Consider the following 25,291-nt stretch of genomic DNA (forward strand, 5'->3'; position numbering starts at 1 on the left):
CGGAATCAGGACATGCCGTTTGTGATCCGGCCGCGACGCATCGACTTCATGCTGCCTGCCATATGGCAAGCGCGTCACGTTTATGGCTCTTTGGCCAATACACGAAGGTTAATGAAAACCTACGATTCGGACAAGACGCAAACAACCTTGCGCCAGCATATCGTCTCGGATTCCAGCTGCCATCACTCGGCATAAGCCGTTGATTTTTCTGAATACGTATCGGGCCGCGTCGTTGAAACGCGGCCCGCTTTTTGTCATCGAAATCAAGTGATCGCGAAACTTTAGCCCTGGAAGAGCGAAAGAATGTTCTGCGAAGAAGAGTTGGCGATCGACAGCGACTGGATCGCAAGCTGCTGCTGCGTCTGAAGCGCCGAAAGCTTGGCTGATTCTTCCTCCATGTCCGCGTCGACCAGTCGGCTTACACCGGTTTCGATTGCGTCCGACAGAGTGGCTGCATATTCATCCTGCAGATCGATACGGGTGATCAAAGCACCAAGGGCGGCGCCCGAATCCGTCAGGCTGGAAAGTGCGGCTTCGACCTGGTCGAGGAAGCCCTGAATATCGCCGGTCGTGGATGCCGAGGTCAGAGCGATGCTCATGACGCTACCGAGGATCCCGTCTTCGCCGACGCCGTTATTGATGGTGCCGAACATTGCGTAAGAGGCGACCTGGAACTCAGCGGTCGTAACCTTGACCGTGCCGTCCTCATTCCGGATGAAGCCATCGACGACGACCGTGTTGGAGGCGTTGTCGGCTGCAACCATCCAGTTTTCACCGGAGAACGAAGCTGCCTGCGCAATCGCGCTCAACTGTTCCTGCAGCTTTGCCACTTCGAGCTGGATCTGGTCCTTGTCGGTGGATTCTTCCGTTGCGGTAACCAGCTTGGCCTTGATTTCGTCGACGACGTCGATGGCGCTTTCCATCGCAGCGTAGGCAGTATCGACCTTGGCGGCACCGACGCCAAGAGCGTCAGAAGCGGCGTTAATCGCCTTGTTGTCGGAGTTCATGGTCGTGGAGATCGACCAGTAGGCGACGTTATCAGCGGCTTCGCTGACGCGGTAACCGGAAGAGACGCGATCCTGGGTGTCTGCAAGGCTGCTGCCGATAGCACGAAGCGTCTGCAGTGCGGACATTGCGGAAGTATTTGTCAAAATGCTCGTCATCTCAAATTGCCCCTTGGCTCACGGTTTGGAGGGACATTCCGGCGTGGACCGGTAAACGCGATCAGCTTCATGCCTGGCCGGTGGACGTTGCGTGTTCGCTGCTGCCCGGCCCGCTGTTTCAATGACGAGGAGAAAAACCGATCAGGGTTAATGAAGAGTTAACGCGCGCTTGCGGTTGTTAACACGAATGAACAGAAAGATAACAGCCTCCGATTGAGGAAATACAAAATTAACAAATAAAAACAAGACGTAAAAAAGGGCCGCACCATGGTGCGACCCTGTTATCCGAGAGTGGATTTTTTTTAGCCGCGGAACAGCGTCATGATGTTCTGCGAAGAAGAGTTGGCGATCGACAGCGACTGGACGGCCAGCTGCTGCTGGGTCTGGAGTGCCGAAAGCTTTGCTGATTCTTCTTCCATGTCGGCGTCGACGAGACGGCTTACGCCCGATTCGATAGCGTCGGAAAGGCTGGCTGCAAAGTTGTCCTGCAGGTCGATACGGGTGGTCAGAGCGCCGAGAGCAGCGCCGGCATCCGTCAGGCTCGACAGAGCGGTTTCAACCGTGTTCATGAAGCCGTCGATGGCGCCCTGCGTGGAAGCAGAGGTCAGAGCGATGGTCATGACGGCGCCGAGAATACCGCCGGAACCGACGTCGCTGGCGAGCGTCGCGAACATTGCGTAGCTGGACAGGTTGAACTCAGCCGTGGTGATCTTGACCGAGCTGTTGTCTTCGCGGATGAAGCCGTCAACGACCGTGGCCGTCGTCGAAGTGTTGGAGCCGGAAATCTGCCAGTTTTCGCCGGAGAACGAAGCTGCCTGAGCAACGGCCGTCAGCTGCTGCTGAAGCTTTTCAACTTCCAGGTTGATCTGGTCCTTGTCGGTCGAGCTTTCAGAAGCGGTAACCAGCTTGGCCTTGATTTCGTTGACGATGTCGATGGCGCTTTCGGTTGCAGCGTAAGCGGTGTCGACCTTGGCAGCGCCGACGCCGAGTGCGTCCTTAGCGGCGTTGAGAGCCTTGTTATCCGAGTTCATGGTCGTGGAGATCGACCAGTAGGCAACGTTGTCTTCAGCTGCGCCGACGCGATAACCGGACGAAACGCGATCCTGTGTGGAAGCGAGATCAGTGTTGATGTTCCGCAGCGTTGCGAGAGCAGACATGGCGGAGGTGTTGGTCAGAATGCTGGTCATGAAAGTTGCCCCTTTGGCACTATGATTTGAAGGGACATTCCGGATTTCGCCGGGAACGACAGTCAGCTTCATGCTTGCCGGAAACCGTTAATTTCGGCCCGTCGTTTTGATGAGCCGAGTAGACACCGTTAAGGTTAATAAGTTCCAAACAAGAAAACAAAAAAACGCTATAATTTCATTTACTTCCCGTTAATTTTTAAGCATTTACTTCCTGTTAATATCTGCGATTGGCAGCGGCATTTTCGCTGGAATTCAAGGCGCCCAAAACGAAAAAGGCCGCACCTGGAAGGTGCGGCCCCAATTTCGGAACGATGCCAGTGATTACTGGAACAGACGCAGGATGTTCTGGCCCGAGGAGTTGGCGATCGACAGCGACTGAACAGCGAGCTGCTGCTGGGTCTGGAGTGCCGAAAGCTTTGCGGATTCTTCTTCCATGTCGGCGTCGATGAGGCGGCTGACGCCCGAGTCGATTGCGTCGGAGATCTTGGAAGCGAATTCGTCCTGCAGGGTGATACGGGTGGTCAGCGCGCCGAGAGCAGCGCCGGCATCCGTCAGGCTCGACAGAGCGGTTTCAACCGTGGTCATGAAGCCGTCGATTGCGCCCTGCGTGGAAGCAGAGGTCAGAGCGATGGTCATGACAGCGCCCAGAATACCGCCGGAACCGACGTCGCTGGCGAGCGTCGAGAACATTGCGTAGCTGGACAGGTTGAAGTCGGCAGTGGTGATCTTGACCGTACCGCTGTCTTCGCGGACGAAGCCGTCGACAACCTTGGCGGTGGTCGAGGTGTTCGAGCCGGAAATCTGCCAGTTTTCGCCGTTGAACGAAGCGGCCTTACCGATTGCGGTCAGCTGTTCCTGAAGCTTTTCAACTTCCAGGTTGATCTGATCCTTGTCGGCAGAGCTTTCCGAAGCGGTAACCAGCTTGGCCTTGATTTCGTTGACGACGTCAATGGCGCTTTCGGTTGCAGCGTAAGCGGTGTCGACCTTGGCAGCGCCGACGCCGAGAGCGTCCTGAGCAGCGCCGAGAGCCTTATTGTCCGACTTCATCGTGGTCGCGATGGACCAGTAGGAAACGCCGTCAGAAGCAGAGTTAACGCGCTCGCCAGTGGAGACGCTGTTCTGGGTCTTCTGCAGATCCTTGTTGATGTTGCGGAGGGTTTCGAGAGCCGAAGTAGCGCCGGCGTTGAAGTTGATGCTAGACATGAAGTGTCCCCTAAAGACTGAAAACAAACGGTGAGGACATGCCGGTTCTTAATCGGCTGCGACGGTCCGACATCATGCCACTCGGTTCCGTTTATTCGTTTAGGACACCAACCCGTCGCAGGACCAAATTAGCCAGCCAAGAGTTGCCACAGTCTTAATTTTGGGGGTGAGTCGTCGTCAATTCGGACGCATAGTAAACAAACGGTTAACGCCCGGGGTGCTACGTTAAACATAATTTCCGCGAGCATTTTTCCGGCTCCGGCCAACCAACACCGGTTTCAAGCAAGCTTCGCCGGATAGCAAAGTCGGATCGATTTCTTGCGTTGCCCACAAGCAAGCCTCTGCAACCAACAGACGAACTTGGCCCGGCAACGAAAATACGGAGCAGATGTTGACCGAGATCAGCTACAAGGCCGCGTCCCAGCATTTCCGCAGCGGCGACTACACCTCCTCGCTCGTCACCATCAACAGGCTGCTCGAAGTTCAAAAGGACGCCCGTACCTACACGCTGCTCGCCCGCACGCTGAAGCAGCTCGGTCACAAGGCGGAAGCCGCCCAGTCCTTCCAGTTGGCTGCCGAGCTCGGGGGGCAACATGCCGACGACAATCTGATCGATGCCATCAAGCTCAATTTCGAAATCGGAGAGAAGGACAAGGCACTGGCTCTGGCCAATCGCATCCTTCCAAAGCTGACCCGCGACCCAGAACTGGCTTTCATCGTCGCGTCAACTCTGGTCGAGAGAGGTGAAGCTCGTGTCGCCCGCGTGTTCAAAACCTTGCTCATCAGGAGTAAGGAGCTGCCGCATATGCTGCTCGGCGCCCGGATTTCGCTGAACACCTGGGATATGTTCGATCCGTCCGACATCGAGACCGCCCGTGTACTGCTCAGCCGAATTCCGAACAGCCAGCCGGTGCGGCTGATGTATCTCACCTTCAGCCGCGAACACAGCAAGTACGACGCGATAGAGCGCCATCAGCCGATCATCGACGCTGCAATTGCGTCAGGCGAGACGGACTTCGTCAGGATGGACGGCACCTTCTTCAACCTTCACTGGACCGGCGATGAGCATCTGAACCAGCTAGCTCGCAGCAACACGCCGAGATTTTCCCCGGAGATGACCGCAATCCGGCATCAAATGCCTCATACGTGGGGTGACAAGATTCGTGTCGGTTATCTCTCCTCCGACCTTTTCGACAAACATGCCACGATGAAGCTTATCCGCCGGGTGTTCGAATTGCATGACAGGGATCGCTTCGAAGTGACCCTCTTTTGCCATACCGATCCGAAGATGCTGGCGGCCAATGAGGCAAACCGCGAAGAGTGGGGCAATGTCGTCACCGTGCGCGATATCAGCGATGAGGAGATCGTGGCCGAAATCAGGTCCCGCAATATCGACATCCTCGTCGACCTCAAGGGCCATACGATCGGCACTCGCAATACGGTCTTCAACATGCAGGCCGCACCGATCCAGGTCGCATGGCTGGGCTTCCCAGGCTCCACCGTCAACGTCGATCTCGACTATGCCGTCGGCGACAAATACGTTTTGCCGGATAGTTCGAAACCGCACTATTACGAGAAGTTCTGCCGCCTGCCGGAAACCTATCAGCCGAACGATCCTGTCAACAGGCCGCTTGCCAAGCCTATGACGCGCAAGGAAGTGGGCCTTCCCGAAGACGCCTTCATCTATGGGTCGTTCAACGCGAACCGCAAGATTACGCCGCAGATGCTGGATATGTGGGCAGATATCGTCAAGTCCACGCCGAACGGCATTCTCTGGATCCTGACCAACAATGCCGAAAGCAGGATAAACATACAGAAGAAGCTCGTCGCCGCCGGTGTTCCCGCCAAGCGCATCTTCTTCATGACCAAGATGCAGTTCGAGCACCATCTCAACCGCATCCCGCTCGCTGACCTTGGCCTCGACACCTATCCCGTTAACGGCCACACGACGACTTCTGAGATGCTCTGGGCCGGTCTGCCGGTCCTGACCTACAAAGGCACTAATTTCGCCTCGCGCGTCAGCGAGAGTCTGCTGCATGCAATCGGGCTGCCCGAACTGATTGCGGAAGACGAGAACGACTATGTGCGGCTGGCCGTCGAGTTCGGCAAAAATCCCGAACAGCTCAAGCCTCTGCGGCAGCGCCTGGAAGACAATCGCCTGAAAAGCCCGCTTTTCGACGACGAACGCTTCACCCTGCATCTCGAAACCGCTTACGAGACGATGGTAGAGCGCGCCAAAAACGGCTTGAAGCCCGATCATATCGATGTTGCGTGCCTACCGGCACGTAGCGGGCCTTTCATGGAAAAGCCCGACTGAACACAAACGCCAGGCACAGGCCTGGCCGGACGCGCATTGAACGTTGCGCCCGAAAGCCTCCAAGCATGATGCTGCTCTGAAGCACACCGTTCCCGACACGACGTTGTCCGGAACCGAACATCATTGCCGAGATGCGTGCAAGACGCATCATGACAGCCCGGTATCTAACCTGATGGGAACTGGCGATCGAAAGCCGGCGCGATTTGTTGCGCCAAGATGGTCGCCCAAGCCTTGGAATGTCGAATTTCCTTTTAAATTCAACACTCCATTTCTACGCAAGCCTCATGCTCTAACTTCACTATCGAGCGATCCTCTGAAGTTTCAGGGATCTCGTGACGGCCCGAATACAACGTTAACCATAAAAACTGGCTAGACGGCTCATTATGAAAACATGCCCCTACTCCATCGAACGCGAAGAAATCCTTGCCAAGGCGATTGGCCCGTTGGCGGCCGAACTGAGGCTGCTGGACGCTGCCGATCTCATTTCGCTTCTTCGTTTCGAGTATCATAGCAGCATCGCTGATCTCGTCGATTCTGCTGCCGAACTGTATTTTCATCCGGGGACGGTCCGCTTCGGCGTCGGAGGCGACTATGCTCTCGACTGGTCGACCTACCCGTCGATCACGCTCGATCTGGAGATCAGCCCGCCGGGGATCACCATATACAGCCGATTGAAGCTGGAAGCCGACAAGGCCAGCATCTCGATCAACTACATCAACTTCCACAGCCCGTCTGCCGATCCGAGGGAGAACACATCCATTCTGGCCGACAGCCTCAGGAAGGTGACTTTCCATACGACCAAGGCGCAGGCGGCTCTCGAGCTGAGCAGTCCGGCTCATCACTGAACAGACTATCCGTTCCCTTGCTGCGTGCGTCAGAGGGGAACCGAGCGAGTTATTCACCACTTGCCGCGCCTTGTGCGCGGCAATTTGCGTTTAAGAAGCCCCTCGCCCGGCCGACGGGCATTCCCAGTGCTGCCGCCTCGCATATTGCACACAGGCGAGATCGAGCCACGGGAGCGGATGTGACGTGAAGGAGAGCCATCAACGCGCCCGCTCGTTGCTTGGCCTCACGGATATCCAGGGAGGGAAGCTAGGAATGCTATGGTGTGCCACGGCGCTGAGCGGAGGCGAGCGTAGGACAAAGCCACAGCCGGAACCGACAGGAGAGCCACGCTCGCAACGGAGGTCAGGAGACCTTCAGCATCAGACAGCTGCAGGCCTTAGCGCAACCCGGCAGGCGTGCCGGGCCGAGGGACAGGCGCACAATTTCGATTATTCAGGAGAACGATCTGACCAGAGAGCCGACAAGCAGGTTCCAGCCGTCTATAAGGACGAAAAACAGGATCTTGAACGGAAGGGAGATCGATGTCGGCGGAAGCATCATCATGCCCATGGCCATGGTGATCGTCGCGACAACCATATCGATGACGAGGAAAGGCAGGACAATAAGGAAGCCGATCTCGAAGCCGCGACGGATTTCGGACAACATGAATGCCGGAACGAGCACGCGATAATAGGGCCTGTCGTTCTCCGAAGTCTGCTGACCGCGTTCAGTTGCGAGATCGACAAACAGGGCGAGATCCTTCGGCCGAGTGTTGGCGATCATGAAGCTTCGGAAAGGTTCGGCCGTACGCTCGATCGCCTGCGCTTCCGTTACCTGATTTTGCAACATGGGCTGGATGCCCTCGCGCCACGACTGCTCAAGGGTCGGAGACATGACGTAGAACGTCATGAACATCGCCATGCTAGTGAGGATCATGTTCGACGGCGTGGTGGCGAGGCCCATGCCGGTTCTCAAAATCGAGAAGGCGATGATGAAGCGCGGGAAGCTCGTCACCATGATCAGGATGCCTGGCGCTACAGACAGGACGGTCAGAAGGCCGAAGGTGCGAACGATCCAGGCAGCCGCAGAGCCGTCAACAGGAGCGTTGATCAAATCCTGCAACTGCTGCGCATGCGCAAGACCGGGCACCAAAGCCAATGTGGCAACGAAAATCGCGAGACGAATCATTCGACAACAAAAGTCCTAATCAGGACCTTTGTTACACGCCCTTGGGAACGCAGGCTAGCGATCTCCTCGAGGTCGCCCTTCAAATATGTGAATCCACGCGGCCCCTGCAACTGCTGCAGCGACAGCGTTCGCAGATAGGTCATGATGTTCTGGTTCACAGTTTCGGCCAGCGCCGGGTCCGGCGGGCCGTCAAATACCAAGCCCACCTGCAGCCGGATGAGATTTTCCGCCGGATAGCCGATATTCGTCAATATCGGTGCCAGTTCCAGCATATTGGGAAGGGCCGGCGCGGCCTTTTCGCCCTCGCCTTTCTTCTCGCCCTCGGCAGCAGGGGTGCTTGTCGCTTCCTCCACCGGTTTTGGCGCCGGTGCAATCAGCTTTCCCGTCAGCCAGCCGCCGCCGCCGCCCACCAGGGACAACAGCACCACGGCGCCGATCATCGGGATAAGTGCGTTCTTCTTCTTCGGGACGCTATCGTCCTCAGCCGTGATAGCCATGTGGTTTCACTCCTCGGCAAAGACCCGGACGCCTCAGATCGGCGAGAACAGGTCCATGAGCTGCTGGCCGACCGGCGGCTGTTGAATTTCGGTTACGCGACCGCGGCCGCCGTAGGAGATGCGTGCCTCGGCGATCTTTTCGTAGGAGATCTCGTTCTCCGAATCGACGTCCTGCGGCCTGACGATACCGGCCACGTTCAGGATGCGGATCTCATGATTGACGCGCACTTCCTGCGAACCACTGATCAGAAGGTTCCCGTTTTCGAGGACGCCGGTCACCACGGCTGCTACAAGCAGGTTCAGCTGTTCTGACCGGGTTGTCGACCCTTTACCGTCGGCATTGGATTCGCCGTTGAAGCCGAAGGAAGAATCGGTCTTAGGCTTCCATCCGAAAATTGTGGCATCGGCCTTCCACGCCGTCGTCCGGTCGTTGCTCTTTTCAAGCTTCGTCTCGTTGTCGAAATCAGCCTTGTCGTTGATCTTGATCGTAACGGTCAGGATGTCGCCGATATTGAGCGCGCGTGCGTCCTTGAACAAAGCGGCCTGGCTGTCGCTCCAGAGCGAATAGCCATTATTCATATTGTGCGGGCGCTTGGGATAGGAAGCGAGCTGTGGCGCCTGACTGAACTGCAGGCCACTACCGATGGGGCTCATCGATGGTGCATTGCCGACTTCCCTAATCGTCTGAGGCGTTTGCGAGCATCCCGAAAGAAGCGCTACGGTAGCAAGGATTGCGGGTGCGAGTTTGGTCATGACGGGTCTTTCGACGTGTTGGGATCCGCTGCACTGGCGATGATGGATGCAACGGCCGCAGCCTTCTTGGCGTCCATTTCACTCAGTATCAGACCGGATTGGCGGGGCGGCAGCCGCATGACGATTGCGGCGGCAAGCCCCGCCTGCATTTCGGACAGCTGCGGAGCGGCAGTGTCAGGTTTCATGGTCTTGAAAATGTCGACCAGGCCATTTTCGGCCTGTTTCATGAATTCGTTGCGCCGGCCGATCCAGTCCTCGTATTCGGCCTTGCGGGCCTCCATCACGGCAATGCGGTCATCGACCTCGGCCTGAAGTTTCTCAAGATCCTGTTTTTGCAGGGCATAACGGCGATCGCGCGCCGCGTCGGCAATGTTGCCGCAAAACTGCTGGACTTCGGTCTCGCTCGTCATCCCGGTCGTGTCACGGACCTGCTCCTGGGCATCGGCCGAGGGCAGCGCGACGAGCAGTCCCAGGAGAGCGAGAACCGGAAGTGCAACCGAGGAGCGCTCCCAGGGGCGCAACCGAGCCGGAGATGAAGTGTCTGGGCCAATCATTGCAGTACTAGCTCCGCTTGCAGCGCACCTGCAGACTTGATCCCCTGCAGGATCGCGATAATCCCATCAGGCTTGACGCCGATGCTGTTCAATCCTGCCACCAGCGAGCGCAGATCCGGACCTTCGAGAACAGCAACCGGACCACCGGTCTTCTCGGCCATGATGTCCGTCTGTGGCTGGACATAGGTCTCGCCACGCGAGAAAGGTAGCGGCTGCACGACCTGAGGCATTTCGGTAACCTGAACCGTCAAAGTTCCATAGCTGACCGCGACCCGAGAGATGCGGACATCCGCGCCGATAACGATGGTTCCCGTCCGTTCGTTTATGACGACCTTGGCGGGTGTGTCTGTTTCGACGGCAAGGTTCTCGATCCGCGCCATGAGGCGAGCAAGATCTTCCTGCGGTGGCTTCTGCACAGCGACGACCTGGGAATCGCGCGCTTCGGCAATCGGCATGCGGTAGGTACTAGTGGAGAAGGAGTTAATCGCGTCAGCGACGCGGATTGCCGTAGAGAAGTCCGGATTGCGCAACTGAAGAACAAGATTGCCCGAATCCTTGAAGCGCGAAGGCAGTTCCCGCTCGATGATGGCGCCACCGGGAATGCGGCCGGCCGTGGTAATGCCTTCAGTGACGGTGGCGGCAGCGCCTTCGGCCAGAAAACCGGAAACCACGACTGCGCCCTGTGCAACGGCATAGATCTGTCCGTCGGCACCGGTGAGCGAGGTCATGACGAGTGTTCCGCCGCGCAGCGAGGTGGCGTCACCGAGAGAACTGACGGTCACGTCGATGCGGCTGCCGGGGCTGGTGAAAGGCGGGAGGTTCGTCGTGACCATGACGGCCGCAACGTTCTTGGCGGCCGATTGACCGCCTTGCGTCGAAATACCCAGGTTCTGGAGCATCGCGCGCATTGACTGGTCGGTAAACGGCGAGGCACGCAAGCCATCGCCGGTTCCCTGCAGGCCGACGACGAGACCATAACCGATGAGCTGGTTATCACGTCCGGCCTGGAGCGATACCACGTCCTTGATACGCGCATTTGACGCCGCTTCGACGACAGACGCCGCAGCAAAAAGCACCAGCAGGCTGGCGGCGATCGTTGTTAGCAGTCTACCGATCATTTCTGGACAACCTCGACATTTCCGTCAGCCCTCACCACGCCGGTGACGGTAACTCCACTCTCAGTGTTTCGGACTCGGATCGAGTCTCCGGTCATGGCATCCTGCAGGGCCGATCCGGCGGCCGAAATCGTCAGGCCGCCAACATTGAACATGATACGGATCGCCTTGCCGCGCTCGACCGTGTAAGGCTCACGCAGCGAGGAAACCGGGATAGTCCGTCCCGCCACCAAGGTCCGCTTTGCCACCTTGCCGATGACATCTGTCACGCTTGACGTGTAGCCGCCGGCCAGGTTCGGATTGGTCACTTCGACCTCCATGACCTGGCTTGAGGAGATGATATCGCCCGGGAATATCGTCGAAGTGGGAACGACGGCGTAAAGAGGCTGGGCAACCGCGACCTGCGATCCGGCACCAGCGATGAACAGCAGTGACAGGATAGCCCCGCCGACAGCCGACCGAAGTGCATTTACACTAGGAAACATCATGTTTGCCCGCCTCTTAATCCGTTACTTCAGATTCTTACTGACGATCTGAGCCATCTCATCCGCTGTCGTGATGACCTTGGAGTTCATTTCGTAAGCGCGCTGTGCAGAAATCAGGTCAGTGATTTCCTTGACGGAATCGACGTTCGAGCTTTCGAGATAACCCTGCTTCAGATAGCCGTAGCCGGTATCCAACGGCGAACCGACAACTGCATCGCCGGAAGCTTCCGTGACTGCGAAAAGGTTGTCGCCCAGCGGACGCAGACCTGCATCATTGGCAAAAAGCGCCACCTGCAGCTGACCGACCTGCGTCATGTTATCCTGTTCGCCGATGCGAACCGAGACGGTGCCGTCCTGAGCGATGGTGACTTCGGTAGCGTCCTGCGGAATGGTGATCGCGGGAATGACGCCGTAGCCGTCGATCGTCACCAGACGTCCGTTGGCATCCTTGTTGAATGCACCGGCACGCGTATAAAGCGTCGTACCGTCCGAACCTTCGATCTGGAACCAGCCATTGCCGACGATTGCGGCATCAAGCGTATTGCTTGTCTGGGAAATTTCACCCTGTTCGAACAGCTTGCGAACAGCGGAGGTCTGCACGCCGAGACCGATATTGGCGCCTTCCGGCACAACCGACTGGTTGGCGCGGTTGGCGACGCCTGCGGCGCGTTCGGTCTGGTAGAGAAGGTCGGTAAACTCCGCCCGGCCGCGCTTGAAGGCGGTCGTATTGATGTTGGCGATGTTGTTGGCGATGACTTCGAGGTTCGTCTGCTGGGCATTCATACCCGTTGCAGCAATGGCGAGTGCTCTCATGGACGTGAAACCTCTTTATCCTAGATCTGCATTTTGGAAATTTCGAGATAGGCCGATACGACCTTGTCTCGAAGGGCGACCGCGGTCTGGAGCGTGCGATTGGCTTCCATGACAGCATCGACGACTTCGCGCGTGTCAGCCTTGCCCTGAATGCCGGCAAAGGACATTGCTTCGCCTTGCTTCACGCTATCGAGCGCACCCTTGGCGGCATCTGCGAGAAAACTGCCGAATGTAGGCCCCGCAACACCGGTTGCAACCGTACCGACGGCGGCGCCCAGCATGTTCGACATGCTGCTGGAGGTGGTCTCCGTCTGGTCGAGGCCACTGGACTTTTTCAGCGCACCGATGCTTGAAATGCTATCGATCATAGTTAACCTTTCAACAAATCGATTGTCGACGAGATCAGATCCCGCGTCTGCTTGATGCTCTGCAGGTTTGCCTCGTAGCTGCGATTGGCTTCGCGAAGGTCGGCCATCTCGATCAGCACATTGACGTTCGGATATTTGACCATGCCCTGCGCATTTGCAGCGGGGTGGTCCGGATCGTATTCCTCGGTGAACTTGCCCTCATCAGCGCCGATTTTCTTGACATCCACCATGTTGATGCCGCTGGCGCGATCCATCTCATTGCCGAAGGTGATGATCTTGCGACGATAGGGATCCGCACCCGAGGTGTCGCCGGTCGTACGTGCGTTTGCGATGTTTTCAGAAACGACGCGCAGGCGGGTGGACTGGGCTTCCATTCCACTGCCTGCGATCTTGAGCGAAGCGATCAAAGAGTCCATTTTTATTTACCCAATGCCGTCAGCATCATCCTGTTGATATTCTGAACGAGCAGCGTGTTCAGTTCGAACTGCCGCTTTACCTCGCCCATCTTCGACATTTCCGCTGCCAGCGAGACAGTATTGCCGGATTCCTGAACGCCGATCTCCTGATTGAGCTTGGAGTCCTTCAGTTCAACCCGACCATTGCCGGCGATGTCCGCGGTCATGTGAGCCGCATTCGTTCTGGCCATTTCCATCGACCCGAGACCACTTGCCGACTTGAGTTCGGCATCGAAAGGCGTCAAATCCTTGGAGACGTATTTCGGCGTGTTGGCGTTGGCGATGTTTGTCGTCGTCACCTGCTGTCGAACGGACAGCCATTCCGCCTGCCGAGAGGCAAGCTCGAACAACTGAATCGGCTGCATGGTCATGGTTGTTCTCCATCTTGTTGTCCCGGACGCTAGAGAGACAATCTTGCGCGGGACTTGCGGTAGGCGTAGCCCGCAGATTTGCCGTATCCGCACGCATTTTCCCACTCGCTAACCCAAACAGGTTCGCGCAAGCCCGGGCTCTTAACTGTCTCCTTCAAATCGCCACAGCTCTCCCGCGCGGGGGCATGCGCCGTATCCGTAAATCAGGAGACATCCATGCAATCCGGTATCTATGTCGGCATTTCCTCGCAGATCGCTCTCGAGCGTCGCCTCACCACGATCTCCGACAATATTGCCAACATGAATACGGTCGGCTTTCGTTCGACTGAGGTGAAGTTCGATCAGATCCTCAGCCAGACCCAGAACGATAACAACACCAAGATCGCATTCGTTTCGCAGGGCAATGACTATCTCTCCATGCGCAATGGCGAGCTCGAGCAGACCGGGAATTCGCTGGATTTCGCCGTCAAAGGCGACGCATGGTTCGCCATCCAGACTCCTCAAGGTCAGGTTCTGACACGCGACGGTCGGTTTTCCATGTCGCTTACGGGTGAACTCATTTCGACGAATGGCTACCCCGTTCTCGATGGCGGCGGCGCTCCGATCCAGCTCGATCCGCGAGCCCCGACACCAAAGGTCGGCCAGGACGGACGCATCATGCAGGGCGACCGTACCGTTGGACAGATCGGGGTATTCTCTGTCGACATCGACAAGGGCTTCTACCGCGCTGACAACAGCGGCATCATCCCCACCGACACGCCGCAGGCGGTCGTCGACACCATGGGTGTCGGCGTCATGCAGGGCTTCCTTGAACAGTCCAACGTCAACGCCATCGGCGAGATGACCCAGCTGATCCAGGTGAACCGCGCGTTCGAAAGCATTTCCTCGCTAATGAGCACCAGTGAAGACAACTTCTCATCTGCCATGAGGACGCTGGGCGGTAGCCAGTAGGACGCGCATAGATGACGACGACGGCCCAATCCGATTTTCAGCCGGTTAGCGAACCGGTCGCCCAGCCAGTCGTGATGCCGCGACTGGAACGTCTGTCGGACATGGCGGCGCATTATGCAAATCCTTCGAGCGTCCTGTCCTGGGGCGGTCGGGTGAGGATGATCGCGGCCGGATATTACACCGTCAGCGGCCTTTCCAGACATGTTCGCCTTGGCGAATTCGTGTCGCATCAGAGTGCCACGGGCGCGCATATGGGCGAAGTCGTGCGTGTCGAGCCCGATCTCATCTATGTCTGCCCTATCGAGCCGGGCGAACCGATCGGTGTTGGCGATCTCGTGCTGCGTACCGGTGAATTCCGGCTGGCTCCCAGCGACAGCTGGTGCGGCAGAACGATCAATTCACTCTGCAGACCGATCGACGGCAAAGGCCCACTGCGGGAAGGCTCGGTGCAGCGTTCGATCAACACCCTGCCTCCGCCATCCATGACCCGCAGGCGGGTCGATACCTCGTTCCGCACCGGCGTGAAGGCGATCGATATCTTCGCTCCTATCTGTTACGGGCAGCGTCTGGGCATTTTCGCAGGTTCAGGCGTCGGCAAATCAACGCTTCTTTCGATGTTGGCAAAGGCCGATGCCTTCGACCGGGTGGTCATAACGCTGGTCGGCGAACGTGGCCGCGAAGTGCGCGAGTTCATCGAAGACACCCTGGGCGACAACGTGGCGAAGGCGGTGATCGTCGTCACCACCAGCGACGAAAGCCCGATGCTGCGCAAGATGGCACCGCTGGTGGGCATGACGATCGCGGAACATTTTCGTGATCAGGGACTGAACGTGCTGTTCATCGCCGACAGCGTGACGCGATTTGCGCATGCGATCCGCGAGGTCGCGATTGCCGCCGGCGAGCCGCCGGTCGCGCGAGGTTATCCGGCTTCAGTATTTACCGAGCTGCCGCGCCTTCTGGAACGTGCCGGCCCCGGCATCGAAGGCACGGGCACGATCACGGCGATCATCTCGATCCTCGTCGACGGCGACAATCACAACGACCCGATCGCCGACTCGACCCGCGGTATTCTTGACGGACATATCGTGCTCGACCGTGCACTTGCCGACGAAGGCCGGTATCCGCCGGTCAACCCGCTTTCCTCAATCTCGCGTCTCGCCCGCAAGGCATGGACTGGGGATCAGGAACGACTGGTCTCCAGATTGAAGGGGCTGATCAGCGTTTACGAGGAGACAAAGGATCTTCGACTTATCGGTGGCTACAGGCCCGGCGCGGATCCCGATCTGGACATGGCCGTCAAGCAGGTGCCGATCATCTATGACGTGCTGAAGCAATCACCTGGCGATGCGGCGGTCATCGACGCCTATACCGAACTCGCCAATGCCCTGAAGGCATCTCTCAGCAATACCAATCGCCCAATGCCGGCAGGAAAGAGATGAGTATGAAAACCAGGCTCTTTGATAAAACCAGATCCGGCAGGCATCAAACCTCAGGGCCGGCAACGACTTTAGAAAAGCCGATCGACCGCTGGCTTGTCGCCTCGCTGGTGGGATTTTCGATGTTGTGCGCTGCCTTTCCCTGGTACGTTTTCTTCAACCAGGAGAAATTCGGGGTCAACGTAGCCGGCTGGGAAGGGCTTCGCGACGTTCGCCACGCGCGTCCAGCCGGTGAGTCCGGCATCGGCGCAATGCGCGATCCGCAGCAGGACGAAGTCGAGCGCGCACTTCTGCGCGAGATGGAAACCGACCGACTGACCACCGCTGCAATACCGTCGACGCCATCCGGAAACGGGTCGGATGCAGGCGGCTTCGAAGATCAGGCGTTTCCCGGCGGCACGGAATTCAAGCTGCTGCATGTTGCCAACGGCCGCGCCCTGATCGAAAACGGCAACGGCATTTTTCTCGTCCAGATCGGCTCGAAGCTTCCTGATAGCTCGCGTCTGGCAGGCTTGCGGCAACGCAACGGCAAATGGGAAATCGTGACCTCGGCAGGCAAGGTCTATGGCGAATAGCTGCCCCGGATCTTCTCAGCGGCGTTCGAGGCCATTTGGCCGCATCGACCCGCGAACTACAACAGTCTCACGCAAGGCAGCTGCCTTATCGGTTTAGTCTAGGACAAGCGTTGGATACGAGCTTACAATGAATCTTATTATCGGATTTGTCATCACGGTCGGCTGTATCATTGGCGGCTACATGGCCATGGGCGGGCATGTTGCGCTCCTCATGCAGCCGTTCGAATTGGTCGTCATCGGTGGTGCGGGCGTCGGCAGCTTCATCATGGCGAACCCGATGAAGGTGCTCAAGGATTCCGGCAAGGCGATCGGCGAGATCTTCAAGAATGCCGTTCCCAAGGAGCGGGCCTATCTCGAAGTGCTCGGCGTGCTTTATTCGTTGATGCGCGACCTGCGCACCAAATCACGTAACGAGATCGAAGCGCATATCGACAATCCCGCAGAATCGCCGATCTTCCAGTCAGCGCCATCCGTTCTGAAGGATACCGAACTTACCTCCTTCATCTGTGACTATGTCCGACTGATCATCATCGGCAACGCGCGCTCCCACGAGATCGAAGCGTTGATGGACGAAGAGATCGAGACGATCCTTCATGATCGCTTGAAGCCGTATCATTCGATCCAGCTGATGGGCGACGCATTCCCCGCGCTCGGCATCATCGCTGCGGTTCTCGGCGTCATCAAGGCGATGAGCCATATCAATGAATCTCCCGAGGTTCTCGGCGGTCTGATTGGCGCGGCTCTCGTCGGCACGATGCTCGGCATCTTCCTTTCCTACTGCCTGTGCAACCCGATCGTCTCGCAGATCAAGATCGTGCGCACCAAGCAGCACCGGCTCTACATCATCGTCAAGCAGACCCTGCTTGCCTACATGAATGGTTCGGTACCGCAGGTGGCGCTCGAATATGGCCGTAAGACGATCTCCTCCTCCGACCGTCCGTCGATCGACTCGGTCGAGCAGGAAATGATGAAGCCCGGCGGCGACACAAAGGCGGCGTGACCCCAATGACCAGCAACAACCAAGCTTCGCAAGCACAGCCCGCCATGGAGCGGGCTCTCCTGGCCCGGCTGACAGGGTCGCTCGGTGACCAGAAAACGCTGGAACGCCTGGCACAGGATTTCGGTACCCTCTATCAGAGCTTTCTTCCGGACGTGCTGCAGAGCGAGCTCGGACTTTCGGTCGAAGTTATCTTCGCCGGATACAGATCCGGCCTGATGAGTGAACTGGTTGGCAGGCTGGGCGACAATGTCGTGTTGGCCGATGCAACCTTGCGCAACTGGTGCCCGAAATTCGTCATCGCCTGCGACAATGCCTTCGTCATCACGCTGATGGAAAACATGCTCGGCGCAACGCCGGATTCGATTTTCCAACCGCCGCGCCGGGCTCTGTCACAGATCGAGCTGGATCTTTCGACGATGGTCTTCGACAAGATAGCTCAGGTACTGCGCTCCGGTGTGAACGCACCGGGCGGCTTCGAAACGACGATCGAGAGGCCTCACAATGCCGATGCAAGGCCCATGCTGGAGGATGAAGAGGCCGATCCCTTCGCCATGTCCATCCGGGTCGAGCTGAAGCTAGGCAAGATCGCTTCCGAATTCTTCCTCGTCGTCCCGCAGAAATATCTGCTCAAGACGACCATTACACTGCCGAAATCGAAGGGTGACTTCTCCCGCGAGCAGGATGCCTGGTCGGAAAGCATGTCCGAGCAGGTTCGCCGATCAAGGGTAACGCTGGAAGCCAAGATTTCCCTTGAGTCGCTGACACTCGAGACGATTTCCAAGCTTGTGGCAGGCGACGTGATTGCCTTCCGAGACAAGGAAGAGATCATCGTTGATGTCAGTGCCAATGGCCGCGAGATGTATAACTGCGAGTTCGGCAGAAGCGGCGAGAACTACACCGTCCGCGTCAAGGACAATGTGAGCAACGAAAACGACATTTTGAAACATCTGCTTGGCTAGGGCAGCGGACCTCCGGGGCTTGGTGGAAAAACACCGATAGTCGATAGATTTGGAACGGGAATGCTAATTTCATGGCGACAAAGAAGACAGCTTCGACGGAAGAAAATGAACTGAACCCATCGGATTCGGACTTCGATTTCGACAATGCGGTCAACGAACTCCGTGGCGTGATGAAACACGATGCCGACGGTACGGCGCCGGCAGCTGACGACAGTTTCGGCTTCGACTTTCCGGCCGGCGGCGAAACGAACTCCGAATTGCCTTCATTCGGCGACGTTGCCACCACGAGCGATTTTGGCGGTGACAACGACTTCGGGGCAAGCAGCGATTTCGGTGGGAGCAGCGATTTCGACTACTCCATGCCCGAAAGCCAGCCGACTGCAGGCTCAGGGCTGAACAGCAACCTCGATCTCATCATGGATATCCCCATCGATGTTCATGTTGTGCTCGGAACCAGTCGCATTTCGGTGTCGAATCTGATGAACCTTCAGGAAGGCGCCGTCGTGGCGCTCGACAAGAAGATCGGCGAACCAGTCGATATCACCGTCAACGGGCGTCGCATTGCCCGTGGTGAGATCACGGTTCTCGAAGACGACGACACCCGCTTCGGTGTGAAGCTCATTGAAGTCATGAGCTCCAAAACTTCCTGATCCAGGAAGTCGGAAGCAAAGAGGAAAAAGACCATGATGGACTTTGAAGACTTCGGCGGGGCATTGACAGACAAACCTCTTTCCCAGGCGGAAAAGGCAGCAGCAGTGCTGCTCGCCATGGGAAAGAATGTCGCCGGAAAGCTGCTCAAATTTTTCACCCAGGCCGAACTGCAGGCAATCATCGCCGCGGCGCAAACATTGCGCACCATTCCGCCGAATGAACTTGCACAGCTCGTCAACGAATTCGAAGACCTGTTCACCGAAGGTGCAGGCCTTATGGACAACGCCAAGGTCATCGAGAGCATTCTCGAGGCTGGCCTTACCCCGGAAGAAGTCGACAGCCTTCTCGGTCGACGTATGGCTTTCCAGTCTTACGAAGAGTCCATCTGGGACCGGTTGCAGGAAGCCGATCCCGATTTCATCGCGACTTTCCTGATGCGCGAACATCCGCAGACCGTGGCCTACATCCTTTCGATGCTGCCGTCCGGTTTCGGTGCAAAGGTGCTGCTGAAACTGCCCGACGGCCAGCGCGCGGACATCATGAACCGCACGGTGAACCTGAAGAACGTCAATCCGAAGGCTGCGCAGATCATCGAGAACAAGGTCGTCGACCTGATTACCGAGATCGAACGCGAGAAGAACTCCGTCGGCCCGATGAAGGTCGCGGAACTGATGAACGAGCTGACCAAGCCCGACGTCGATACGCTGCTCAACTCTCTCGAGGAGATCAGCCAGGATGCCGTTGCCAAGGTTCGTCCGAAGATCTTCCTCTTCGAAGATATTCTCCTCATGCCGCAGCGCAGCCGCGTGCTGCTCTTGAACGACATCTCCGGCGAAGTGCTGACGATGGCGCTCAGAACCTCTTCTGCGCAGCTGCGCGAAAGTGTGCTGTCGTCGATCAGCCCGCGTTCTCGCCGCATGATCGAATCCGATCTGCAGGTCGAGATGCCCGGCACCAATCCGCGCGAAATCGCGATTGCACGCCGCGCCATCGCACAGGAAGCGTTGCGCCTCGCCAATTCGGGCCAGATCATTCTCAAGGATCCCGAAGCCCAGGCAGAGGGAGCGGCGGCCTGAACGAGGCCCTGATAACAATCCCGCGCGCCCGGTTCGGCGCGCGGCACCATGCCGGTCGCTGTTGATAACCGCGATACCGCCGGGGCTGAACGATTGCCCCTTTTCGATCCCATGAATAATGTCTGATGACCGCTTGCGTATCGGTGCGGAAACCTCGGGTTTCCTATCGATGCATCGTTATAGGTTTCTGCAGCATCCCTTTTGCGGGGAACGACTGCAGGTTTCGGGGTCTGCTCCAGGGCCGTCAGGAAGGCGCTCGTGTCCGACGATCAGGACAAGGACAGTAAAACAGAAGACCCGACAGAGAAAAAGATTCGGGACGCGATGGCCGAGGGTAATACTCCCTCCTCACGCGAAGTCCCTATCTTCGCGTCGTCTCTCGCCTTCTACATCTATCTGGTCTTCTTCCTTCCGACGGGTGCAGCCAGGCTGGCGGAAACATTGCGCGATTTGCTTGAACAGCCGGATCAATGGCGAATGCAGACCGCCAACGATCTCGTCTCACTGTTTGTCCGCCTGATGTGGGATGCAAGCGCGATGCTGCTTCCGGTGGCGGTTCTGTTCATCATATTCGGACTGGGATCCAACTTTGCCCAGCACATGCCGGAATTCGTGCTGAAGCGTATAACGCCCCAGTTCAACCGGATCTCGCCGATAAAAGGATGGAAGCGCCTTTTCAGCATGGCGGGACTGGTCGAATTCGGCAAATCGATGTTCAAGATCATCGTCGTTTCGATCGTGATGGTTCTGGTTCTGCGAAGCGATTACTTCCGCTCGCTCGATGCCCTCTTCTCCGATCCCCAGGTGATGCTCGTCGAGATGATGGCGATCATGAAGAAAATCATGATCATAATCCTGTTTGCGACCGGCATTCTTGCCATCGCCGACTACATGTGGACGCGCCATCACTGGTATTCGAACATGCGAATGACCAAGCAGGAAGTGAAGGACGAATTCAAGCAGTCACAGGGCGATCCGCTGATCAAGGCTCGCATCCGCTCCATCGGCCGCGATCGCGCGCGGCGGCGGATGATGACCAATGTTCCTCGCGCCACGCTCGTGATCACCAATCCTACTCACTATGCGGTGGCACTCCGTTATGCCCAGGGAGAAAGTGAAGCTCCAATCGTGGTCGCGAAAGGCCAGGATCTGGTCGCATTGAAGATCCGCGAAGTGGCGCAGCAGAACAATATCCCAATCTTCGAGGATCCGCCGCTGGCGCGTTCGATGTTCGCACAGGTCACCGTCGATGGCGTCATCCCGCCGCCCTTCTACAAGGCCGTTGCCGAACTTATCCATCGTGTCTATGCGGCAAGGGCGAAACGCGGCCGGCGATAAGCGGCAGAAGAAATCAGGTGATGTAGCCGAGCCTGATCGCCTTTGCGATCGCCTGGATACGGTTGACGGAATCGAGCTTGATCGTCGCCGAACCGAGATAGGCATTTACGGTGTGGACCGAAAGGCCGAGCTTTTCGGCAATCTCTTCGCTGATGCGACCATCGCCCGCCAATTGCAGGCAGGCAATTTCCCGCTCACTGAGCGATTCCGCCGGAACGCTGCGCCGCTCGTCCAACGCCAGCAGATCCATCATGATCTGGCAGCTTTCCACATGCTGATCGATCACGGATCCCGCATCAAGCGTGAGATGGTCGGCGAAGAACGCAACGTAACCGTTCCCGAGAGCACCTAAGCGCACGGGGAAAACGACGCCCGAAAACGGCAGTACAGCGGTCTCAAGTCGCCGGATAAGCGGTGAAAACTCGCCTGCATCCATGGTGCTGCCGGAACCATTTCCACTCCATACCAGAGGGAGAAGCGACATCTCGACATGGTCGAGCAATGTCTCTTCGAACTCTCGGAGAAGCCGGTTGCTGTTTTCAACCGCGTTCGGCCCCCAGTTCTCCAGCTCACAAACCAGCTTTCGCTTATTCGGAAGCCCGGCTCCCGAGATCCGGAAAACAGCAAAATTACGAGCCTTGAGGCTTTTCTGCATGGCGACGAGTTTCGGAAAGATATCCGATCTGCTCGATCCACGCTGCAAGCGGAGATGTTGAACGCTCCCCGGTCCGTCAGCGGTGCCGCCTCGCGAATAGCCCATTCCGTTGCCGCCCTATACCAGATTGTTGCGAACCGCGTAGGCGATCGCCTCGGAGCGGGTCTTGGTAGCAGTCTTACGCATCACGCTAGTGATGTAGTTGTTGATGGTATTTCTCGAAATTCCGAGGATGACCGCAATCTCGTCGCTGGTCTTGCCTTCGGCAATCCAGAAAAGGCATTCCAGTTCTCGTTCGGTCAGCTCAAAATCGCGTTCCGTGCGGGATTCCACGCTTTCGACAAAGCTTGCACCATAGGCGGCAAGAAGCCCAATTTCGCGTAGATGCTGCTGCGAAAGAATGACGCCCTCGACAAAGAGAAGCATCAACGAAAAACGTGTGCGACCGACCGAAAAGGTCAGGGCGCAATACTGACGGCTCAATTTTTCAGGCAGGACAATTTCGTCCGGCAGAATTGCAAAGCTCGGTGTCAGAACGGAGAAACATTTTTCAAGCTCGGTCGACCGCGTGTAGGCACTGGCCAATTCAGAGCCGAGACGACGAACGAGATCGAAGGGCCAGTTCGAGGTAACGATGAAATCGAGACCCTGTTCCTGGATGAGATCGTAACGAGCAAGCAGAAAATGGGATGCCCCGACGTGATCGGCGAGCAATCGCATGATCACCTGCAGATTTTGCGAACCGGCCAAGGCGGAAAGGCGGCGCACCAACTCATCACGAGACATTAGTGGAGTGCGATCATTCTCCGGAATAGGGCGTCCTTGCGCCGAGACATCCATGCCCGATAACTCCATTCGTTATCTGCTCCTGCTGCGTCGATTAAGACCTCGCCTGAAGAAGCCTATCCGAGTTCCTGTTACCGACACCCGCTGCACCCCTTGCTGAGGGGTTATGAAACCGCCGACGAATCACATTCAGTTTAAGAGAAGCCCACACAATTGCCATCATGTGCTGGGCGAATTTCCCCAGATGCTGCGGTAGTGTCACATCTTAAGTTAAAGTGACGCAGACGAATTGGTTCCAATTTCCGCAAAAAAGGGCCGGATTTGCATCCGACCCTTTGCATCATGTTTTCGTGATTGACCCTTAGGCTGCTTTTTCGAAGGCCCATTTGCGGAGGATTTTCGCTGCGCGCTCTTCGGAAATCTCGACCATGCGGGCGAGACGTTTTTCCGGGCCTTCCTTGACGCGGCGGTTGAAGCCATCGCCTTCGTCGTCGCCCATAAGGTCGTTGCTGCCATCGAAACCGAAGTCTGCGCCGAAACCGTCCATAAGAGCTGGGCTGCCGCCCGCCGGAGAGAAATCGGGCAGTTCCAGGCCGGCACCTTCGCCGATCGTTTCTCCCGATGCGCTCGTACCGGAAACCGTGCGAACCAGAGGACGCAGGCCAAGCCAGATGACCAGGAACGCGACACCGAGGAAAGCCAGCGAGTTGATGATGCCGCCGAGGTTGCGAGTAAGAACTTCCGTGACGCTCGGGCCGGTGGCGGTTTCGTCGAGCAACTGGTTTTCGAGGAAGTCCATGGCCGTGAGGGTAATCACGTCGCCACGATCCGCACTGATGCCAGCGGCAGAGGTCACAATCTTCTGCATCTCGGCAAGGTAGGCGTCGATCTTGGCCTGATCGGCAGGCTCGCCGACCATCTGAGCAATACGGCCCCTGTTGACCACAACCGCAACCGACACTTTTTCAATCAGATAGCTGTTGCGCGTCGTGGCAATGGTCTTCTGGTTGATTTCGTAGTTGGTCTGCTCTTCACGCTTGTCGGACTTGTCGGAAGACTTCGGCCCGTTATTGCCACCCTGGTCAGGTGCCGCCTGGGGAACATTCTGCTCGACTGTCGATGCGTTGTCGTCAGCCGACTGCTGCGACTGGGCGTTTTCACGCGTCGCACGGACCGAACGCTCTACACGTGAATTCGGATCGTAAACGGTCTCCTGGGTCTGCTGGCTATCCGTGTTCAGGGCGGCCGTGACGCTGGAGCGGAAATTGTCCATGCCGAGGAACGGCGCGAGAGCCTTGTCGATATTGGTTTCGATTTCGGACTGAACAGACTGGACGATGCCAAGCGAGCGGTTGATCTGATTGTTGCCGCCGTCGTCGCCCGAAGCAAGCAACTGGCCGGTGGAATCGAGAATCGTTACGTCCTCGACGTCGAGCCCGGGAACGGCCGAAGCGACAAGGTGACGAATTGAAGATGCGGCCTTGCGGCCAGTCGACGATCCCGCACGGATCATCACCGAGGCCGTCGGCTTCTGTTGTGCGCGCCGGAAGTTTCCGACATCGGGCATGACGATGTGGACACGGGCGGCGGAGACACCGCTGATCTGCTGGATCGATCGGGAAATTTCACCTTCAAGCGCGCGGACGCGCGTAACTTCCTGCATGAAGGACGTCAGGCCGAGCGAGCCGACATTGTCGAAGAGTTCGTAACCTGCGTTGGAACTGTTCGGCAGCCCACGTTCCGCCAACAGCAGACGCGCCTTGCTGGTGCTGCCGACCGGAACCAGAATGCTTTTGCCGTCGGAACCGACTTCAAAAGCCAGGTTGGCTTCTGCAAGTGCCATGCTGACCTGATTGAGATCACTGGACTCAAGGTTCACATAGAGTGTCTCGTAGGCAGGCTTATTAACAAACATCGCAGCGGCAATGACGATCGCGATTGAAATCGCACCTGCAGCGGCCAAAGCAATAAGTTTTGTCTGACCGAGAGATGCCAGATTTCTAGAAATTTGTGAAAATTGAGCTAACAGATTCATTCTGTTCCCACATCGCCGAACACGGTTATAGAGCTACTGCCCAAGCGCACCCTATGAGGCGAAGCTTGTGCGAGCGTTTCGGCAATTTGGAATGTGGGGATGCAGACGCGAAAGTTTGTGAGCTGTGCGTCAGCCTACAAGATCAGAAGAAGTCGAAGTCGCCTGCTGCCTTGGTCAGCGGCTGCGAGTGACCATGCCGCATGCCGTTCGCCAGCGATCTCTGCATGTCTGCCAGCTTGACGAGGCTGAGCGCCGTGGAAACATCCACCTTCCACTCATTGGGAATGGATCCCGTGATGGTATCGATGAATTCAGCCAGACCGCGCGTCTTCTGCACGGCAAGATCGATGCCCTGCAAGATCTTCATCGTATCGGGCGACTGCAACACGTTCTCTCCGCCCACTTCGAGAATTTGCGGCTCTACTCGCTCGATCAGATATGCAACATCGTGCAATTCGGAAACCAGCCGCATCAAAACATCCGGCAAAGCCTCCTCCAGGGCAGTGATCGGCGGCGTAACAATGTCGTTCATGGC

The 25,291-nt window shown here is 57.3% G+C and carries 27 protein-coding genes; 10 read left to right on the top strand and 17 right to left on the bottom strand.

Features of this window, described 5'->3' with window-relative positions; all coding sequences use genetic code 11:
- Positions 1 to 281: 281 nt before the first annotated feature.
- From HNQ72_RS12635 to HNQ72_RS12645, 3 genes are all read right to left on the bottom strand, one after another.
- Positions 282 to 1,163, bottom strand: a complete 882-nt coding sequence (locus tag HNQ72_RS12635; protein ID WP_183992574.1) for a flagellin N-terminal helical domain-containing protein — start codon at positions 1,161 to 1,163, stop codon at positions 282 to 284.
- Positions 1,164 to 1,465: 302 nt separating this feature from the next.
- The gene (locus HNQ72_RS12640) at positions 1,466 to 2,350 is read right to left on the bottom strand and encodes a flagellin N-terminal helical domain-containing protein (protein ID WP_183992575.1); all 885 of its coding nucleotides are present in this window, start codon (positions 2,348 to 2,350) and stop codon (positions 1,466 to 1,468) included.
- Positions 2,351 to 2,671: 321 nt separating this feature from the next.
- Positions 2,672 to 3,553: a flagellin N-terminal helical domain-containing protein gene (locus tag HNQ72_RS12645; protein WP_183992576.1), complete on the bottom strand. Its 882-nt coding sequence runs from the start codon at positions 3,551 to 3,553 to the stop codon at positions 2,672 to 2,674.
- Positions 3,554 to 3,941: 388 nt separating this feature from the next.
- On the opposite strand from HNQ72_RS12645, the gene HNQ72_RS12650 reads away from it, so the two are divergent.
- Both HNQ72_RS12650 and HNQ72_RS12655 read left to right on the top strand, forming a co-directional pair.
- Positions 3,942 to 5,870, top strand: a complete 1,929-nt coding sequence (locus HNQ72_RS12650) for an O-linked N-acetylglucosamine transferase, SPINDLY family protein (protein ID WP_183992578.1) — start codon at positions 3,942 to 3,944, stop codon at positions 5,868 to 5,870.
- A gap of 383 nt (positions 5,871 to 6,253) precedes the next feature.
- A complete protein-coding gene (locus HNQ72_RS12655) occupies positions 6,254 to 6,715 on the top strand; it encodes a hypothetical protein (protein ID WP_148144387.1) in 462 nt (153 codons plus the stop codon).
- A 433-nt stretch (positions 6,716 to 7,148) separates the two neighbouring features.
- Here the strand turns inward: HNQ72_RS12655 and fliP are convergent, their stop codons facing one another.
- From fliP to HNQ72_RS12705, 10 genes are read right to left on the bottom strand one after another with little or no spacing between them, the layout of a single operon-like run.
- Positions 7,149 to 7,883, bottom strand: a complete 735-nt coding sequence (gene fliP, locus HNQ72_RS12660; protein ID WP_183992579.1) for a flagellar type III secretion system pore protein FliP — start codon at positions 7,881 to 7,883, stop codon at positions 7,149 to 7,151.
- A complete protein-coding gene (locus HNQ72_RS12665; protein ID WP_183992580.1) occupies positions 7,880 to 8,380 on the bottom strand; it encodes a flagellar basal body-associated FliL family protein in 501 nt (166 codons plus the stop codon). Before HNQ72_RS12665 ends, fliP begins: the two co-directional genes overlap by 4 nt.
- Before the next feature lie 33 nt (positions 8,381 to 8,413).
- Positions 8,414 to 9,133, bottom strand: coding sequence for a flagellar basal body L-ring protein FlgH (flgH, locus tag HNQ72_RS12670; protein ID WP_183992582.1), 720 nt, complete (start codon positions 9,131 to 9,133; stop codon positions 8,414 to 8,416).
- Positions 9,130 to 9,687, bottom strand: coding sequence for a MotE family protein (locus HNQ72_RS12675; protein ID WP_244654382.1), 558 nt, complete (start codon positions 9,685 to 9,687; stop codon positions 9,130 to 9,132). Before HNQ72_RS12675 ends, flgH begins: the two co-directional genes overlap by 4 nt.
- The gene (locus tag HNQ72_RS12680; protein WP_183992583.1) at positions 9,684 to 10,805 is read right to left on the bottom strand and encodes a flagellar basal body P-ring protein FlgI; all 1,122 of its coding nucleotides are present in this window, start codon (positions 10,803 to 10,805) and stop codon (positions 9,684 to 9,686) included. The genes HNQ72_RS12675 and HNQ72_RS12680 overlap by 4 nt, the downstream gene beginning before the upstream one ends.
- Positions 10,802 to 11,290: a flagellar basal body P-ring formation chaperone FlgA gene (flgA, locus tag HNQ72_RS12685; RefSeq protein WP_244654381.1), complete on the bottom strand. Its 489-nt coding sequence runs from the start codon at positions 11,288 to 11,290 to the stop codon at positions 10,802 to 10,804. Before flgA ends, HNQ72_RS12680 begins: the two co-directional genes overlap by 4 nt.
- Before the next feature lie 21 nt (positions 11,291 to 11,311).
- On the bottom strand, positions 11,312 to 12,100 hold the full coding sequence (gene flgG, locus HNQ72_RS12690; RefSeq protein WP_148144393.1) for a flagellar basal-body rod protein FlgG: 789 nt from the start codon (positions 12,098 to 12,100) through the stop codon (positions 11,312 to 11,314).
- A gap of 20 nt (positions 12,101 to 12,120) precedes the next feature.
- Positions 12,121 to 12,468, bottom strand: a complete 348-nt coding sequence (gene fliE / locus HNQ72_RS12695; RefSeq protein WP_183992584.1) for a flagellar hook-basal body complex protein FliE — start codon at positions 12,466 to 12,468, stop codon at positions 12,121 to 12,123.
- Positions 12,469 to 12,470: 2 nt separating this feature from the next.
- The gene (gene flgC, locus HNQ72_RS12700; RefSeq protein WP_148144395.1) at positions 12,471 to 12,884 is read right to left on the bottom strand and encodes a flagellar basal body rod protein FlgC; all 414 of its coding nucleotides are present in this window, start codon (positions 12,882 to 12,884) and stop codon (positions 12,471 to 12,473) included.
- 2 nt (positions 12,885 to 12,886) lie between these two features.
- Positions 12,887 to 13,288, bottom strand: coding sequence for a flagellar basal body rod C-terminal domain-containing protein (locus HNQ72_RS12705; protein WP_183993119.1), 402 nt, complete (start codon positions 13,286 to 13,288; stop codon positions 12,887 to 12,889).
- A gap of 222 nt (positions 13,289 to 13,510) precedes the next feature.
- On the opposite strand from HNQ72_RS12705, the gene flgF reads away from it, so the two are divergent.
- From flgF to flhB, 8 genes are all read left to right on the top strand, one after another.
- Positions 13,511 to 14,245: a flagellar basal-body rod protein FlgF gene (gene flgF, locus HNQ72_RS12710; RefSeq protein ID WP_183992586.1), complete on the top strand. Its 735-nt coding sequence runs from the start codon at positions 13,511 to 13,513 to the stop codon at positions 14,243 to 14,245.
- A 101-nt stretch (positions 14,246 to 14,346) separates the two neighbouring features.
- On the top strand, positions 14,347 to 15,684 hold the full coding sequence (gene fliI / locus HNQ72_RS12715; protein ID WP_373289445.1) for a flagellar protein export ATPase FliI: 1,338 nt from the start codon (positions 14,347 to 14,349) through the stop codon (positions 15,682 to 15,684).
- A gap of 2 nt (positions 15,685 to 15,686) precedes the next feature.
- Positions 15,687 to 16,256 (top strand): hypothetical protein, encoded by a 570-nt coding sequence (locus HNQ72_RS12720; RefSeq protein ID WP_183992589.1) that lies wholly within the window; start codon positions 15,687 to 15,689, stop codon positions 16,254 to 16,256.
- Positions 16,257 to 16,383: 127 nt separating this feature from the next.
- Positions 16,384 to 17,256: a flagellar motor stator protein MotA gene (gene motA, locus HNQ72_RS12725; protein WP_148144399.1), complete on the top strand. Its 873-nt coding sequence runs from the start codon at positions 16,384 to 16,386 to the stop codon at positions 17,254 to 17,256.
- Between the two features lie 5 nt (positions 17,257 to 17,261).
- Positions 17,262 to 18,215, top strand: a complete 954-nt coding sequence (locus HNQ72_RS12730) for a FliM/FliN family flagellar motor switch protein (protein WP_183992591.1) — start codon at positions 17,262 to 17,264, stop codon at positions 18,213 to 18,215.
- A gap of 71 nt (positions 18,216 to 18,286) precedes the next feature.
- Complete coding sequence (fliN, locus tag HNQ72_RS12735; protein WP_183992593.1) at positions 18,287 to 18,865, top strand: flagellar motor switch protein FliN; 579 nt, start codon at positions 18,287 to 18,289, stop codon at positions 18,863 to 18,865.
- Positions 18,866 to 18,898: 33 nt separating this feature from the next.
- Entirely contained in the window at positions 18,899 to 19,942 is a 1,044-nt protein-coding gene (fliG, locus tag HNQ72_RS12740) for a flagellar motor switch protein FliG (RefSeq protein WP_148144402.1), read from the top strand.
- 258 nt (positions 19,943 to 20,200) lie between these two features.
- The gene (gene flhB / locus HNQ72_RS12745; RefSeq protein WP_183992594.1) at positions 20,201 to 21,280 is read left to right on the top strand and encodes a flagellar biosynthesis protein FlhB; all 1,080 of its coding nucleotides are present in this window, start codon (positions 20,201 to 20,203) and stop codon (positions 21,278 to 21,280) included.
- Positions 21,281 to 21,293: 13 nt separating this feature from the next.
- Here the strand turns inward: flhB and visR are convergent, their stop codons facing one another.
- The 4 genes from visR to cheT all read right to left on the bottom strand — a co-directional run bounded on the left by visR (position 21,294) and on the right by cheT (position 25,288).
- Positions 21,294 to 22,040 carry a transcriptional regulator VisR gene (gene visR / locus HNQ72_RS12750; protein ID WP_183992596.1) on the bottom strand — a complete coding sequence of 249 codons (747 nt, stop codon included), beginning with the start codon at positions 22,038 to 22,040 and terminating at the stop codon, positions 21,294 to 21,296.
- A gap of 12 nt (positions 22,041 to 22,052) precedes the next feature.
- Positions 22,053 to 22,775, bottom strand: a complete 723-nt coding sequence (gene visN / locus HNQ72_RS12755) for a transcriptional regulator VisN (RefSeq protein WP_244654421.1) — start codon at positions 22,773 to 22,775, stop codon at positions 22,053 to 22,055.
- A 307-nt stretch (positions 22,776 to 23,082) separates the two neighbouring features.
- On the bottom strand, positions 23,083 to 24,756 hold the full coding sequence (fliF, locus tag HNQ72_RS12760; RefSeq protein WP_183992599.1) for a flagellar basal-body MS-ring/collar protein FliF: 1,674 nt from the start codon (positions 24,754 to 24,756) through the stop codon (positions 23,083 to 23,085).
- A gap of 142 nt (positions 24,757 to 24,898) precedes the next feature.
- A complete protein-coding gene (gene cheT, locus HNQ72_RS12765; protein WP_183992600.1) occupies positions 24,899 to 25,288 on the bottom strand; it encodes a chemotaxis protein CheT in 390 nt (129 codons plus the stop codon).
- Between the last annotated feature and the right edge of the window lie 3 nt (positions 25,289 to 25,291).

Origin of the sequence: Aliirhizobium wenxiniae (assembly GCF_014201355.1) — a bacterium.
Classification (GTDB): Bacteria; Pseudomonadota; Alphaproteobacteria; order Rhizobiales; family Rhizobiaceae; genus Neorhizobium; species Neorhizobium wenxiniae.